General features: G+C 69.7%; 11 protein-coding genes. 5 read left to right on the top strand and 6 right to left on the bottom strand.

Annotated features, from left to right (window positions below; all coding sequences use genetic code 11):
* Positions 1 to 9 precede the first annotated feature (9 nt).
* The 5 genes from paaC (at position 10) to leuS (ending at position 6,362) form a co-directional block, all read left to right on the top strand.
* A complete protein-coding gene (gene paaC, locus JAV51_RS16060) occupies positions 10 to 903 on the top strand; it encodes a 1,2-phenylacetyl-CoA epoxidase subunit PaaC (RefSeq protein ID WP_197321546.1) in 894 nt (297 codons plus the stop codon).
* Positions 897 to 1,397 (top strand): 1,2-phenylacetyl-CoA epoxidase subunit PaaD, encoded by a 501-nt coding sequence (gene paaD / locus JAV51_RS16055; protein WP_197321545.1) that lies wholly within the window; start codon positions 897 to 899, stop codon positions 1,395 to 1,397. Before paaC ends, paaD begins: the two co-directional genes overlap by 7 nt.
* Before the next feature lies 1 nt (position 1,398).
* Positions 1,399 to 2,487, top strand: a complete 1,089-nt coding sequence (paaE, locus tag JAV51_RS16050; RefSeq protein WP_197321544.1) for a 1,2-phenylacetyl-CoA epoxidase subunit PaaE — start codon at positions 1,399 to 1,401, stop codon at positions 2,485 to 2,487.
* 152 nt (positions 2,488 to 2,639) lie between these two features.
* Positions 2,640 to 3,488, top strand: coding sequence for a tryptophan-rich sensory protein (locus JAV51_RS16045; protein WP_231642405.1), 849 nt, complete (start codon positions 2,640 to 2,642; stop codon positions 3,486 to 3,488).
* 384 nt (positions 3,489 to 3,872) lie between these two features.
* On the top strand, positions 3,873 to 6,362 hold the full coding sequence (gene leuS / locus JAV51_RS16040) for a leucine--tRNA ligase (protein WP_197321543.1): 2,490 nt from the start codon (positions 3,873 to 3,875) through the stop codon (positions 6,360 to 6,362).
* 3 nt (positions 6,363 to 6,365) lie between these two features.
* Here leuS and JAV51_RS16035 read toward each other — a convergent pair whose 3' ends face one another.
* From JAV51_RS16035 to JAV51_RS16010, 6 genes are read right to left on the bottom strand one after another with little or no spacing between them, the layout of a single operon-like run.
* Complete coding sequence (locus JAV51_RS16035; RefSeq protein ID WP_197321542.1) at positions 6,366 to 8,246, bottom strand: amino acid adenylation domain-containing protein; 1,881 nt, start codon at positions 8,244 to 8,246, stop codon at positions 6,366 to 6,368.
* A 2-nt stretch (positions 8,247 to 8,248) separates the two neighbouring features.
* Positions 8,249 to 9,202 carry a fatty acid desaturase gene (locus JAV51_RS16030; RefSeq protein ID WP_197321541.1) on the bottom strand — a complete coding sequence of 318 codons (954 nt, stop codon included), beginning with the start codon at positions 9,200 to 9,202 and terminating at the stop codon, positions 8,249 to 8,251.
* Between the two features lie 8 nt (positions 9,203 to 9,210).
* A complete protein-coding gene (locus JAV51_RS16025; RefSeq protein ID WP_197321540.1) occupies positions 9,211 to 10,299 on the bottom strand; it encodes an amidinotransferase in 1,089 nt (362 codons plus the stop codon).
* Complete coding sequence (locus JAV51_RS16020) at positions 10,296 to 11,057, bottom strand: thioesterase domain-containing protein (RefSeq protein WP_307845904.1); 762 nt, start codon at positions 11,055 to 11,057, stop codon at positions 10,296 to 10,298. Before JAV51_RS16020 ends, JAV51_RS16025 begins: the two co-directional genes overlap by 4 nt.
* A complete protein-coding gene (locus tag JAV51_RS16015; RefSeq protein ID WP_197321539.1) occupies positions 11,054 to 12,346 on the bottom strand; it encodes a cytochrome P450 in 1,293 nt (430 codons plus the stop codon). The genes JAV51_RS16020 and JAV51_RS16015 overlap by 4 nt, the downstream gene beginning before the upstream one ends.
* Positions 12,343 to 14,058 (bottom strand): non-ribosomal peptide synthetase, encoded by a 1,716-nt coding sequence (locus JAV51_RS16010; protein ID WP_197321538.1) that lies wholly within the window; start codon positions 14,056 to 14,058, stop codon positions 12,343 to 12,345. Before JAV51_RS16010 ends, JAV51_RS16015 begins: the two co-directional genes overlap by 4 nt.
* Positions 14,059 to 14,070 lie beyond the last annotated feature (12 nt).

Here is a 14,070-nt window from a genome sequence, read left to right as displayed (position 1 = left end):
GGTGAGCACATGTCCTTCGACAACGCCTACGAGGCCATCACGGAGTCCGGCGACGCGCGGTGGGCCTTCGGCACCGGATTCACCGATCCATTGTCTGGTGTGGACACCAGCGTTCCGTCCGACGTGGACGCCGGAAAGCTCGCCGACTACTGCCTGATGCTCGGCGACGACGCGCTCGTGCTGTCGCACCGGTTGCAGGAGTGGTGCACCAACGCGCCGGAGCTGGAGGACGAGGTCGCGATCGCCAACATCGCCCTGGACCTGCTGGGGCAGGCTCGGCTGTTGCTCACCAGGGCCGGTGCGGCGGAGGAGGTCGCGACGGGACGCGGACGCAGCGAGGACGAGCTCGCGTACTTCCGCTCCGAACACGAGTTCCGCAACGTGCGGTTGGCCGAACTGCCGCGCGGCGACTTCGGTGAGTTGATCGCCCGGCTGCTCGTGTTCGCCACGTGGCGGCTCGCGGTGTTCCAGCGCCTGTGCACGTCGCGCGACCCGGTGCTGGCCGCGGTGGCGGCGAAGGCGGTCAAGGAACTGACCTACCACCGCGACTACGCGGCGCAGTGGGCCGTGCGACTCGGCGACGGCACCGAGTACTCCCACGAGCGGATGCGGGAAGGGCTCGCCACCGTCTGGCCCTACGTCGACGAGCTGTTCACCGCCCACGACGTGGAGCGCGACCTCGCCGAGGTCGGCGTCGGGGTCGACCCGGCACCGCTGCGGTCGGAGTTCGACGACGTCCTGGCGCAGGTGCTGCACGCGGCGACGCTCGACGTGCCCGAGATCGCCGGGCTGCCCGGAGTCTCCGGGCGAGCCGGGCGGCACGGCGTGCACACCGAGGCACTCGGTTACCTGCTGGCGGAGCTGCAGAGCGTCGCCCGAGCCCACCCGGACGCGACATGGTGACCGCGACACGCACCGCCCGCGACGTGGCGGAGACGGTGACGGACCCGGAACTGCCGATGCTCACGTTGGCCGACCTCGGCGTGCTGCGGGAGGTGCGCCAGGACGGTGACCGGGTGGTCGTGTCGATCACCCCCACCTACACCGGGTGCCCCGCCATGGACACCATGCGCGACGACCTCGTGCACGCGTTGACCGAGGCGGGCTTCGCCGACGTCGAGGTGCGCACCGTGCTGCACCCGGCGTGGTCGTCGGACTGGATCACCGAGGAGGGCCGCCGCAAACTGGCCGAGGCCGGGATCGCCCCGCCGGGGGCGGCTCCCCGACGGTCGGGTCCGATTCCACTGACTCTCGCGCCTCCCGTGTCGCGCGTACGGTGTCCTCGTTGCGGCTCGATCGACACCGAGGAGGTGTCGCGTTTCAGCGCCACGGCGTGCAAGGCGCTGCGCCGGTGCCGCGCCTGCCACGAACCGTTCGAGCACGTCAAGGAGATCTGAGTTGACGTCGACCGAAACCAGGAAGTCCCGGCTGCGCGGGGAGTTCCACACGCTGACCGTCGCCGACGTCACGAGACTGTGCGACGACGCGGTGGCCATCACCTTCGACGTGCCTGCCGAACTCGCCGACGAGTTCGCCTTCCGGGCGGGGCAGTCGTTGACGCTGCGGCGCGTGATCGACGGCCGCGACGAGCGGCGCTCGTACTCGATCTGCGCTCCGGAGGGGGAGGCGCCGCGCATCGGGGTGCGCGAGGTGCCCGACGGGGTGTTCTCCACCTGGCTGGTGCGGGAAGTCGAGCCCGGCGACACGATCGAGGTCGGCACGCCGACCGGCACCTTCAGCCCCGACCTCACCGCCCCCGGTCACCACGTCCTGATCGCCGCCGGGTCGGGGATCACGCCGATGCTGTCGATCGCGGCGACGGTGCTCCGTGACCCCGCGTCGACGGTCACACTGCTGTACGGCAACCGCCGCACGGACACGGTGATGTTCGCCGACGAGCTGGCCGACCTCAAGGACCGCTACCTCGACCGGCTCGAACTCGTGCACGTGCTCTCGCGGGAGCCGCGCGAGGCGGAGGTGTTCACCGGGCGGCTCGGCCCCGACAAGCTCGCCGCGCTGCGACCGCTGCTGGGCGAACTCGACCGCACCGACCACTGGTGGTTGTGCGGACCGTTCGAGCTGGTGACCGCCGTGCGGCAGCACCTGCTCGACGCCGGTGTCCCGGCCGAGCGAGTCCACCAGGAGTTGTTCTTCGTCGAGGACACCCCGCCCGAGGCGGTGCGTCACGAGGACGCGCCCGTGGCCGGGCTGACCAGCGACGTCACCGTCGTGCTCGACGGGCGGTCGACCACGGTGGCCCTGCCACGCGACGTCACCCTGCTGGACGGTGCCCAGCGGGTGCGGCCCGACCTGCCCTTCGCCTGCAAGGGCGGGGTGTGCGGGACGTGCCGCGCGAAGATCACCGACGGGAAGGCGGACATGCGCCGCAACTTCGCGTTGGAGGAGTCCGAGGTGGCGGACGGCTTCGTGCTGACGTGTCAGTCGGTGCCGTGCTCGGACGCGCTCACCGTGGACTACGACGCCTAGGCGCGGACCTCGACGCCCGAGCCGCGGCACGGGGAATCCCCGCTGCCGCGGCTCGTCCGTCTCTCGGGGCGTCGATGCTCGACCTGGTCTCAAGATCCGTTTCGGCTCACCCGGGTGCGGGAACCCTAGTGAGCCGAGGCGAGGGAGGGGCCATGGTGGAGCGGAGTCGGGCCGGAACGTCACCCTGGTCGGCGGGGGCCGGTGATCGGGACCGTGGCCTGCGCGACCGGACGGCCGGGAGCGACGTGGCGCGCACGGTGGCGTTGTCCGTGGCGGTCGTGCTGCAGACGGTCGCCGGTGCGCTGGGCGGCAGCGGCGCCCTCGGCGAGGCGGTGGGGACGGTGGCGAACTCGTACCCCACGCTCGTGCAGCCCGGCGGGGCCGCGTTCTCGATCTGGACTCTTATCTACGTGTTGGTGCTCGCGTTGGCCGTGCGGGCCGCGCTGTCCGGGCAGCGACATCGGGAGGTGCACCGACAGGTCGGGTGGTGGGTGGCCGCCGCGGGAGTGCTGAACGCGTCGTGGGTGCTGGTCTTCACGCAACGCTGGGTCGTCGTCGCCGAGGTCGTCATCGTGGCACTGCTCGTCGTGCTCTATCTCGCGTTGCTGCGGTTGAGGGAGCACCCGGCGACCGGCTGGGCGGATCGACTGCTGCTCCACACGCCGGTCGGTGTCTACACGGGCTGGGTCACGGTCGCGACGGTGGCGGGGGCCGCCAGCACCGGTGTGGCACTCGGGTTCACGCCGCCGTGGGGACTGGCCGTCGCCCTCGGCGTGTTCGCGGTGCTCGGAACCACCTGCCTGGCGGTGCTGACCGTGACGCGGGTGCGGCCCGCCGCGGGTTACGCCGCCGCGGTGGCGTGGGCGTTGGCGTGGATCGCGGTGGCCACCTCGGCCACCCTGGTGATCGTGGCCTCGGCGGTGGGCGCGCTGGCGGTGGTGCTCGCGGCCACCCGTGCTCTGTGGACCGCGCGCGACCGCACCCGGTTCGCCTGGGGTTGACGCGACGGTTTCACCGGCGAGCCCATTTCGGCGCCGTTTCGCACGACGTCGCCGACGCGTCGGGAATGTCGGCGGTGAGCGTCCCGAAGTCCGTTTCCACACCGCGTCGCCCGAGAATGGGCGTCGACTCTCGGAAAGCGGCGCGGAATGGGAACGGCCGGATCGTCGGGACGGTCGTCTGCCCTCGCGTGCCCGGGGTGCCCAGGGAGAACGGTGTCGTCGCGGGACGCTACACTGAGTGCGTGAGCACTGGCTTCCTGCTCCTTATCGGGCCGTGCTGAGAGGACGTTCTCAGCACGGCGACCCCTCGCGCGCGAGGGGTTTTTTCATTTCCGGGGCAGGAGACACACGAATCGACCGCACGAATCGACGAGGTGGGCGAGCATGGTGAGCGACGGGGACGACTTCGACCCGCATGCCATCGACGAACGATGGCAGAAGGTCTGGCGCGAGGAACGGTCGTGGGAGGTGTCCAACACCGCCCCCGCCGAGAAGACCGCGTACCTGCTGGAGATGTTGCCGTACACCAGCGGCGAACCGCACGTCGGGCACCTGAAGAACTACGCCGTGGGCGACGCGGTCGCCCACTTCCTCCGTCGTCGCGGCTACTACGTGCTGCACCCGATGGGGTACGACGCCTTCGGGCTGCCCGCCGAGAACCACGCCATCCGCACGGGCAAGCACCCGCGACTGTCCACCGACGAGTCCATCGCGTCGTTCCGGGAGCAGTTCAAGCGGTGGGGTATCTCGATCGACTGGACGCGGGAGATCGCCACCCACGAACCGGAGTACTACCGCTGGACACAGTGGATTTTCCTGCAGCTCTACCGCGCGGGGCTCGCCTACCGCCGTGAGGCCGCTGTCAACTGGTGTCCGCAGGACGCCACGGTGCTGGCCAACGAGCAGGTCGTCGGTGGACAGTGCGAGCGCTGCGGCTCCCTGGTGGAGCAGCGGCAGCTCGAACAGTGGTTCTTCGGCATCACCAACTACGCCGACCGCCTGCTCGACGACCTCGACGGGCTGGACTGGCCCGCGCACGTGAAGCTGATGCAGCGCAACTGGATCGGCCGGTCCGAAGGGGCCACCGTCCGGTTCGCCACCGACGCGGAGCCGATCGAGGTCTTCACGACCCGCCCGGACACGCTCTTCGGCGCCACCTACCTCGTGCTCGCACCCGAACACCCGCTGATCGACGCGCTGGTCGCGGAGAGCTGGCCCTCGGACGTCGACAGTCGCTGGACGAACGGTGCGGCGACCCCCGCCGAGGCCGTCGCCGCCTACCGGGCCGCCGCGTCGTTGAAGACGGAGCTGGACCGGCAGGAGAGCAAGGAGAAGACCGGCGTCTTCACCGGCGCGTACGCGACGAATCCGGTCAACGGCGCCAAGATCCCCGTGTTCGTCGCCGACTACGTGCTGATGGGGTACGGCACCGGCGCGATCATGGCCGTGCCCGGGCAGGACCAGCGGGACTGGGACTTCGCCGCGGAGTTCGGTCTGCCCGTGATCCGTACCGTGCAGCCGGAGGACGGCTTCGACGGCGAGGCGTACACGGGAGACGGGCCCGCCATCAACTCCGGCTTCCTCGACGGACTCGGGGTCGACGAGGCGAAGCGGACGATGATCTCCTGGTTGGAGGAGAATGGTCACGGCGCTTCCACGGTGACCTACAAGCTGCGGGACTGGCTGCTGTCCCGGCAGCGTTACTGGGGTTGCCCGATTCCCATCGTCTACTGCGACGACTGCGGTGTGGTGCCCGTGCCGGAGGAGTCGCTGCCGGTGGAGCTGCCCGACGTGCGGGAGTACGCGCCGAAGGGCTCCTCGCCGCTGGCCACCGCCGAGGAGTGGGTCGCCACCACGTGTCCGAAGTGCTCCGGCCCCGCGCGGCGCGAGACCGACACGATGGACACGTTCGTCGACTCGTCCTGGTACTACCTGCGTTACTGCGACCCGAAGAACACCGAGGCCGCGTGGGGCGCGCAGGCGGTCGAGCGGTGGATGCCGATCAATCAGTACATCGGTGGGGTCGAGCACGCGATCCTGCACCTGCTCTACTCGCGGTTCCTCGTGAAGGCACTGGCCGACCTCGGTCACCTTCCGGTGCAGGAACCGTTCGCCGCGCTCTTCACCCAGGGCATGATCACGCGTGACGGCGCGAAGATGTCGAAGTCCAAGGGGAACACGGTGTCCCCTCGGGAGATCATCGACGCGTACGGTGCGGACGCCGCACGCTGCTACGTGCTCTTCATGGGGCCGCCGGACCAGGGCGCGGACTGGTCGGACACCGGTGTCGAGGGCGTGTACCGGTTCCTGCGCCGGCTGTTCCGCTTCACCGTGCAGGTCGCCAACGCCGAGGGCCCGGTCATCGGGGCCGCCACGGACGCGGACCGCGACCTGGCCCTGCGCCGCAAGGTCGCGTGGGCGATCCAGAAGGTCACCGACGACATGTCGGGCAAGTTCGCCTTCAACACGGCGATCGCGGCCCTGATGGAGCTGACCAACGACGTCAGCAAGGCCCTGCAGGACGGCATCGACCGTGAGACGGCGGCGTTCGCGCTGAGCACGGCCGCGTCCCTGCTGTTGCCGTTCGCGCCCCACACGGCGAGCGAGTGCTACCACCGGCTCACCGGTGAGCACGTCTGGAAGCAGCCGTGGCCGGAGCCGGACGAGGAGTTGCTGCGGACGGAGACCGTGGAGCTGGCCTGCCAGATCAACGGCAAGGTGAAGGCCCGCGTCACCGTCCCGCAGGACGCCTCGGAGGAGGTCGTCCGCGAGACGGTGCTGGGCCTGGACGAGATCAAGGCCGCGGTGGGCGACCGCTCGGTGAAGCGTGTCGTGGTGGTGCCGGGACGACTGGTCAACGTCGTCGTCGGCTGATTGTCACGACGAGCCGCCCAGCTCGGCGAGCATCCGTTCGACCTCCTCGTCGGACAGGCCCGCGACCAGCCGGTGCTTCTCGGCCACCGTGGTGAGGTGGCCGGGCACCGGCTCGCGGGCGCGCAGCTCGTCGGCCAGGGCGGCGATCGTCGGCGCCCGCAGCGTGACCTGTGTCGGCAACGGCACGTCGAACAGGTTGCGCAACCGGGCGGTGAGCTGGGTGGCCAGCAGCGAGTGGCCACCCAGCGCGAAGAAGTTGTCGTGCACGTGGCGCGGCCGGTCGGGCAGACCGAGCACGTCGTACCAGGTGTCGGCGATCAGTTCCTCGACCGCGTCCCGGGGTGCGACGGCGTCGGCCGACGAAGGCGGCTCGGGGGTGGGCAGGGCTCGGCGGTCCACCTTGCCGTTCCGGGTGAGGGGAAGCTCGTCGAGCGCGACGATCGTCGACGGCACCATGTAGGTGGGCAGCCGCTCCCGCAGGTAGCCGTCGAGGTCCTTCAGGGTCGGCTCGGCATCGGCGCGACTCCCCGACTCGGCGTCCGCCTCGGGTCGGGCGGGGACGACGTAGGCGACGAGCCGTCGATCACCGGGGCGGTCCTCCCGAAGGACGGCGACCGCGCGTGCGACGGCCGGATGTCCGGCGACGGCTGCCTCGACCTCACCCAGTTCGATGCGGAAGCCCCGGAGTTTGACCTGGTCGTCGACGCGTCCCCGGAACTCCAGCGCACCGTCGTCCCGTCGGCTCACCAGGTCGCCCGTGCGGTACATGCGGCTTCCCGGCGGGCCGTACGGGTCGGGGACGAATCGTTCGGCGGTGAGGCCGGGTCGATGGAGGTAGCCGCGCGCGACCCCCACCCCGCCGACGCACAGTTCTCCCGGACTGCCGTCCGGCACCGGGGTCAGGTTTTCGTCGAGCACGTGCACTCGCAAGCCCGTGATCGGGGTGCCGATCGGAGGCGGGCCGGGCTCACCCTGCCGGACCACACCGGCGGTGGTGACCACGGTGGCCTCGGTGGGGCCGTAGTGGTTGACGAGGTCGAAGGGCGTGCCAGGCGGTGGTGAGGTGGTGAGGGCGTCGCCTCCGGTCAGCAGGGCCCGCAGCGCGCTTCGGCGCGGTGGGAGGGCGACGACCTCCTCGGCCAGCGGGGTGGGGAGGAAGGTCACGGTGACGCCCTCCTCCGCCAGCCAGTCACGCAATCGTCGAGGATGCGTGCGGTCGGCGTCGTCGGGGAGGAGCAGGGTCGCGCCCGACGCCAGGGCCGGCCAGATCTCCCACACGGAGGCGTCGAACCCGAGCGCGGCCACGTGTGCGGTGCGCTCACCTGGCCCGAGGGCGTAGCGCCGGACGTGCCACGCGACGAGGTTCGTCAGTCCGGCGTGGGGCACCTGCACGCCCTTGGGCTTCCCCGTGGAGCCGGACGTGTAGATCACGTAGGCCAGGTCGGAATTGTCGACGGCGACCCGAGGGGCGTGGTCCGCCGGTCGTGCGGCGAGATCCGTCACCCGGAGATCCACCACGTGTCGGACCTGGCTGGTGACGACGGCGAGGTCGGACGTCGTGACGAGCACCGCCGGACGCGCGTCGGTGAGCATGTGGGCGAGGCGCTGTGGTGGGTACTCGGGATCGAGCGGGACGTACGCGCCGCCGGCCTTGAGAACGGCCAGCGGCGCGACGACCGAGTCCACCGAGCGCGGCAGACACACCGCCACGAGCGTGTCCGGACCGACTCCCTGCTCCACCAGGTGATGGGCCAGCCGGTTGGACCGTCGGTCCAGTTCCGCGTAGGTCAGCCGGTCCCGAGGCCCGACGACGGCGAGCGTGTCCGGACGTCGTCGGGCCTGCTCGCCGACCAGTCGGTGTACGAGGTCGGAAGTCACGGTCATGTTCACGACTTCGGGCTCGCGGTGCCGCGGTGCAGCAGCGGTCGGTTGCGGTGGAGGAACCCGAGCATGGCCGGAACTGGGCTGATGATCCTCGGTTGCGCGTCGAGCCAGTCCCGTCGACGTTCCCGCACGCTCGGCAGTTGCGTCCAGTGGGTCGCCGGGCTCAGGTGGTGTTCCTGGTGGTAGCCGTCGTTGAAGGCCAACAGGTTGTAGAGCCTCCCGTAGTGGCTGACGGAGTCCGCTGCCCGGTTGCTCGGATCGGCCCCGTAGTGGCGGTAGTAGTTCTGCACGTTGACGAGGACGAGCGCGACGAAGAACGCCGGGACGTACACGAAGAGCGCCCACTGCCAGGAGATGAGCGCGAACCCGACCAACGACAGGGCGTGCGCGGCACGGTCGGCGGCGATCTGCCGCAGTTCCCGGGTGCGCTTGGGCTCCCGTTTGTGCGCCAGGGACAGCAGTTTCGTCTCCTTCGGCCCCACCTTCCAGAGGCGGTAGCACAGCACCAGCTCGCGAGCTCTATCCAACAAGGACTCGACGGCTCCGGTGAAGATGTAGCGCAGCAGCGGCGCGTGCTCACCGTCGTGCCCGTCGCGGTAGGTGGAGGAGAGGTCCCGGGTCGTACCGTCCTCGCCGATGGGGTCGTTGTTGAACCGGTGGTGGTTGCGGACGTGGGTGAGGTGGTATGCCTGCACCGACTGACCGATGTTGATCGAGTTGAGCAGCGACGCCGCCGCGTTGAGTCGTGCCGAGGTGAACCACGGGACGTGGGTGAACAGGTGCGACACCACGATGATGCTGTAGGCGATCATGAGCGTGGTCAGCACGAAACCGCCGGCCCTCGCCCAGGCGGGCTGGTCGTCCCACTGCGTGGCGAACCAGATCATCAGCGCGAGCTGGGCCACGCTGAAACCGAGCAGCAGAGCGTCCTTGGGTGTGTGCTTCCAGATCCGCATCATGCCTCCTAGAAGTAGGACTGCAGGCTCCCGCGGCGTCGCACGTCGAGCGTGGCGCAGTGGAAGGAGCCGCCGAAGCTGTTGAAGTTCCGGAAGTTGCACAGGATCGGGGTGAAGCCGAAGTCCTTCATCGCCTGGATCATGGGCTCGTCCTGGCGCTCGACGACGACCCGGTTCTCGTCGAGCATGAGGATGTTCATGTTGATCCACTTGCTCGTCATGTAGAGCGGGTGCGAGTCGGGGATCACGGGCTTGGGGGCTTCCATGACGTCCCAGCCCTTGAACAACGACGGCACCTTCGGCACGCGCTCCGGGTTGATCAGCAGCTTGCCCGGGGCCATCGGCACGAGCGTGGCGTCGATGTGCATCGGGTGAGTGTCCTGGAACTCGAACACGTGGATGCGGTAGTCGTCACCGAGGTGCCGCTGCAGCCAGTCGATGCCGAACTGGTTGGTGACGTTGCTCTTCTGCGCGATGATGTCGCGCCCGCAGCGGGTGAAGTCGGCGGCGTCGAAAGTCGGTTCGAACTCGGTGACCACGAGGCGGGCTGAGCCGTCCTCGTGCCCGGTGTCGATCCAGTCCTGGTCGAACTGCTCGTCGGTGAGTTCGGGCTTCGGGCCTGCGCTCCACTTCGCCCCGCCGCGGAAGTACTCCTTCAACAGGGGCCGGTACGCCAGCGACTCGTAGTACCGCGAACGCCACGCCATGGGACACTCGATGATCTCGTCACCCACCACGAGCAGGGCGTCACGTGGCATGGCGGCGTACATGCCGGTGCTGGACCAGTGCAGCGTGCTGTAGGTGGTGTCCTGGGGGATCGGTTCGGGCCTGCGGACGGTGACGCCTTCGGCCTCCAGGATGTGGGCGAACTCGTCGAGTTCCCGGCGGGCCGCCTCGATCCGTTCCTTCGGGAACGGCTTGCCCGCCTGGGTGCGGAACGTCTCGTGCATGTTCTCCGGCAGCACCGGGGGGAGGGCGACGTGCCACGGCGGGAAGCAGGCCTCGTCGACGATCCCGACGACGACCTCCTCCAACGGGTCCCATTCGGTGTACGAGCACACCGGGCCGGTTCGGACTTCCTCGTTCACGGCTCTCATCTGTTCTGCCTTTCCTGGGGGTGCAGGCCGAGGGCGAACTCTCGTTGAAGCGCCTCCGGTGCGCGGAGGAACTCGTGGTGGGTGCCAGGCAGGACGGTGTGGTGGTACCGGCCCTCCTCGGCGTAGGACTGCCATCCGGACATCTGGTCCGGGCGGATCTCCCGGTCGTCGTGCCAACCGATCGTCCGCACGTCGTTGGGCAGCACGATCGGCTCGTCGAGGCGGTAGCGCTGGTTGGCGGTCACGTCGGCGCGGAGCACGCGCAGGCTCAGCGCGAGGATGTCGGGGTGCGGCTCACCGCCCATCGCGCGGGTGAGGTCGGCGAGTTCCACACCCAGCTCCTCGTCGGTCATGGACAGGAACCGGCCGTACGGGCCGTCGTGCGGCGCCACCTGGGAGGAGACGAAGAGGCAGGTCGCGTCGGGCAGGTCCGTCTCCGCGAGGTGCAGGGCCGTGGCGAACGCGGCCAGAGCACCTCCACAGTGCCCGAAGAGCCCGAACGGACGGTCGAGGTAGGGAGCGAGACTGGTGACCACCGACTCGGCCAGAGCCTCGTAGGTGCCGTAGTGCGGTTCACGCACCCGGTTCTCCCGACCCGGCGGTTGCAGTAGAACGATCTCGATGTCGCCGGTCGCCGTGGTGATGTGGCGTGGCCAGCGGTTGTACATCGAGGCACCCAACCCCGAGTACGGGAACAAGAACAGTCGACTGGCGCAGTCGTCCCGCACCGGGCGCAGGAACATCTTGTCCCGGCTCACACCGCCACCGGCCCTTCCTCCGCCACGGCGGTGTCGATGATCCTGGCGGCGTCCGGACGCAATCGAGCGGTGATCGGCATGCTCTTGATGCCGGCGACGAAGTTCGAGGTGAGGTGTTCGATCGGACCGGCGAGGTCGAACTCCTCGACGGCCGCGACGATCTCGGTGAACAGCATTCGCAGGGCGATGCGCGCGAGTGGCGCACCGATGCAGTAGTGCGGTCCGAACCCGAATGCCACGTGGCGGTTGGGACGCCGGGTGACGTCGAACCGGAACGGGTCGGAGAAGACCTCCTCGTCCCGGTTGGCCGATCCCAGCCAGGCCACCACCGCGTCACCTTCTTCGATGCGACGGTCGTGCAGGGTCATGTCGCGTGTCGCGTAACGCATGAAGTGGTTGGCGGGAGACGCCCAGCGCAACCCCTCCTCCAGCGCCACGGGAGTCAACGAGGGGTCGGCGATCCAGCGCGCCCACTCGGCCGGATGCTCGATGAGCGCGAGGACGGTCGCCGCGATGGCGTGCGGGGTGGTGACGTTGGCTCCGAGCAGGAGGCTGTAGCAGTTGTAGACGATCTCGTCGTGGCGCAGCTTGCGTCCGCCCGCCTCCATCTCGACGAGGAATCCGACCAGGTCGTCGGACGGGGTGCGCTTGCGGCGTCTCACCTGGCCGGAGAAGTACGCGAACAGTTCGTGGTGGGCGGCCGCCAGCGTGCCGTCACCGTCGGACTGGCGGTAGTCCTCGTCCTGCGGGGCGATGGCCATCGTCGTGAGCTGCGCGAGGTGGGGCCAGTCCTCCTCGGGCAGCCCCATCAGCGTTCCGGTGAAGGCCATGGGGAACCGGGCTCCCGCGTGGGCGATGTTCCACGTGCCGCCGTCGAGCAGCGGGGCGAGCATGCGGTGCACCACCCGGCGGATCCTCGGGTTGTGCGGTTGCAGTGCGCGGTGGGAGAGCACCTTGGTCATCGGCTCCCGCAGTGCCGTGTGCACCGGCGGGTCGCTCGCCGCCATCATCTTGCCCCCGGCCGGGTCGGTGCTGCCGAGAATGGACAGCAGCGTGCCGCGGCTGGAGGTGAACCGGGTGTGGTCGCGCAGGACGTCGTTGACGTCGGCGTAGCGGGTGACCGACCAGAACGAGCGGCCGTCGGGCAGAGTGGTGCGGTGCACCGGGGCACGCCGTCGCAGGTGTGTCCACACCGTGTGTGGATCACCCTCGGCGTACAGCGTGGGGTCGAACAGGTCGATCGTGCCGAGATCGACCGTGGCCTCCGGGTCGGGAACCGTGATCCTCATACGTCGTCGCCCCCTTCGGCGAGCAGCCGCGCGAGTTCGGCGATGGTCGGGTTCTCGTAGAAGGCGACAGCGGGGATGGTCCTGCCGTAGTGTTCGGCGATCTCGACGGTGATGCGGGTCGCCATCAACGAGTGGCCACCGAGTTCGAAGAAGTCGTCGTCGACTCCGACCTCACTCACCTGCATCAGGTCGGCCCACAGTTGCGCGAGCCACCTCTCGTCCTCCGTGGCCGGGGCACGGTAGTCGGTACTCAGTTCGGGGCGTTCCGGAAGGCTCGTGTGCGACAGCCGCTCGCGATCGACCTTCCCGTTGTGGTTCAGCGGCAGGGCGTCGACGTGGCAGAACACCGACGGCACCATGTAACGCGGCACGATCGACGTCAGGTGTTCGCGTAGTTCGGCGCTCGTCATGGTCAGCTCGCTGACGTAGAAGGCGGCCAGGACGCGCTCACCGTTCGGTTGCTGGACCACCACGGCGACGTCCTGCACGTCGGGGTGGCGACGCAGCGCGGCCTCGATCTCCCCGATCTCGACGCGGAAACCGCGGATTTTCACCTGGTCGTCGATCCGGCCATGGAACTCCAACACCCCGTCGGGACGGCGGCGAGCGAGGTCGCCCGTGCGGTAGAGCCGGGCACCGGGCGTGGCGGAGAACGGGTCGGGCAGGAACCGTCGCGCGGTCAGCGCGGGATCGTTGCGGTAGCTGGTGGCCACCCCGAGGCCGCCGGCGTAGAGCTCTCCGATCTCCCCGTCCGGGACCGGTCGCAGGTCGTCGTCCAGTAGGTGGACGGTCGTGCCGTTGACGGGCAGCCCGATCGGCACCGACGTGTCGCCCACGGGTTCGGTGATCACGTGGCAGGCCGTGAACGTGGTGTTCTCGGTGGGACCGTAGCCGTTGACGAGTCGGGTGTCCGGCAGCGCGGACAGTGCTCGGTCGACGTGTGCGGCCGAGAGCACGTCGCCACCGGCGAGCAGGCAGCGCAGGCCGCGCAGCGACTCGGCTCCCGCCTCGACGACGGTGTGGAAGAGTCCCGCGGTCAACCACAGCACGGTGACACCCGTGTCGCGGACGAGGTCGGCGAGGTCGCGCGGCGACAGCTCGCCGGGCGGGGCGACGACGAGGCGCGCCCCGTTCAGCAGCGGCCCCCAGATTTCCAGGGTCGACGCGTCGAAGGCGACCGGGGCGAGCTGGAGGAAGACGTCGTCATGACGGATGTCGAGGAAGTTCTGGGATGACACCAGGCGCAACACCGCGCGCTGGGGTACGCACACGCCCTTCGGGACGCCGGTGGAGCCGGAGGTGTAGGCGATGTACGCGGTGCGCTCGCCCCCGCCAGGCGGGGCGGGCGGTCGGGATCCCTGCTCCGGCACCCGGGCCAGCAGGTCCGGGGTGACGACGACGTCCACCTCGGCGTCCTTGAGGACGAGGGCCCGACGCTCCTCCGGTTGCTGCGGGTCGAGGGCGAGGTAGGCCGCGCCGGTCTTGAGCACCCCGAGCAGAGCCACGACGAGGTCTACCGACCGGGGGAGAGCGACCCCGACCGCGTCCTCGGGGGACACCCCGAGGCCGAGCAGGTGGTCGGCGAGCCGATCGGACCGCGCGTCCAGCTCGGCGTAGCTGAGCTCCGAGTCGCCCGTGCTGACCGCGACGGCGTCGGGTCGAGCCGCGACCTGACGTGCGAACGCTGCGGTGATCGTTTCCGCGGGATCCATCCGACTGCCTTC

Source organism: Saccharomonospora sp. NB11, assembly GCF_015910535.1.
Lineage (GTDB): Bacteria > Actinomycetota > Actinomycetes > Mycobacteriales > Pseudonocardiaceae > Saccharomonospora.
Note: the sequence above shows the minus strand (reverse complement) of the source record. Positions and strands in the feature narration are given on the sequence as shown.

Bases quoted from the DNA above. Each gene is read 5' to 3' on its own strand.
- paaC (WP_197321546.1), top strand. From the start codon at position 10: ATGTCCTTCGACAACGCCTACGAGGCCATCACGGAGTCCGGCGACGCG.
- paaD (WP_197321545.1), top strand. From the start codon at position 897: ATGGTGACCGCGACACGCACCGCCCGCGACGTGGCGGAGACGGTGACG.
- JAV51_RS16045 (WP_231642405.1), top strand. From the start codon at position 2,640: ATGGTGGAGCGGAGTCGGGCCGGAACGTCACCCTGGTCGGCGGGGGCC.
- leuS (WP_197321543.1), top strand. From the start codon at position 3,873: ATGGTGAGCGACGGGGACGACTTCGACCCGCATGCCATCGACGAACGA.
- JAV51_RS16035 (WP_197321542.1), bottom strand. From the start codon at position 8,246: ATGACCGTGACTTCCGACCTCGTACACCGACTGGTCGGCGAGCAGGCC.
- JAV51_RS16030 (WP_197321541.1), bottom strand. From the start codon at position 9,202: ATGCGGATCTGGAAGCACACACCCAAGGACGCTCTGCTGCTCGGTTTC.
- JAV51_RS16025 (WP_197321540.1), bottom strand. From the start codon at position 10,299: ATGAGAGCCGTGAACGAGGAAGTCCGAACCGGCCCGGTGTGCTCGTAC.
- JAV51_RS16015 (WP_197321539.1), bottom strand. From the start codon at position 12,346: ATGAGGATCACGGTTCCCGACCCGGAGGCCACGGTCGATCTCGGCACG.
- JAV51_RS16010 (WP_197321538.1), bottom strand. From the start codon at position 14,058: ATGGATCCCGCGGAAACGATCACCGCAGCGTTCGCACGTCAGGTCGCG.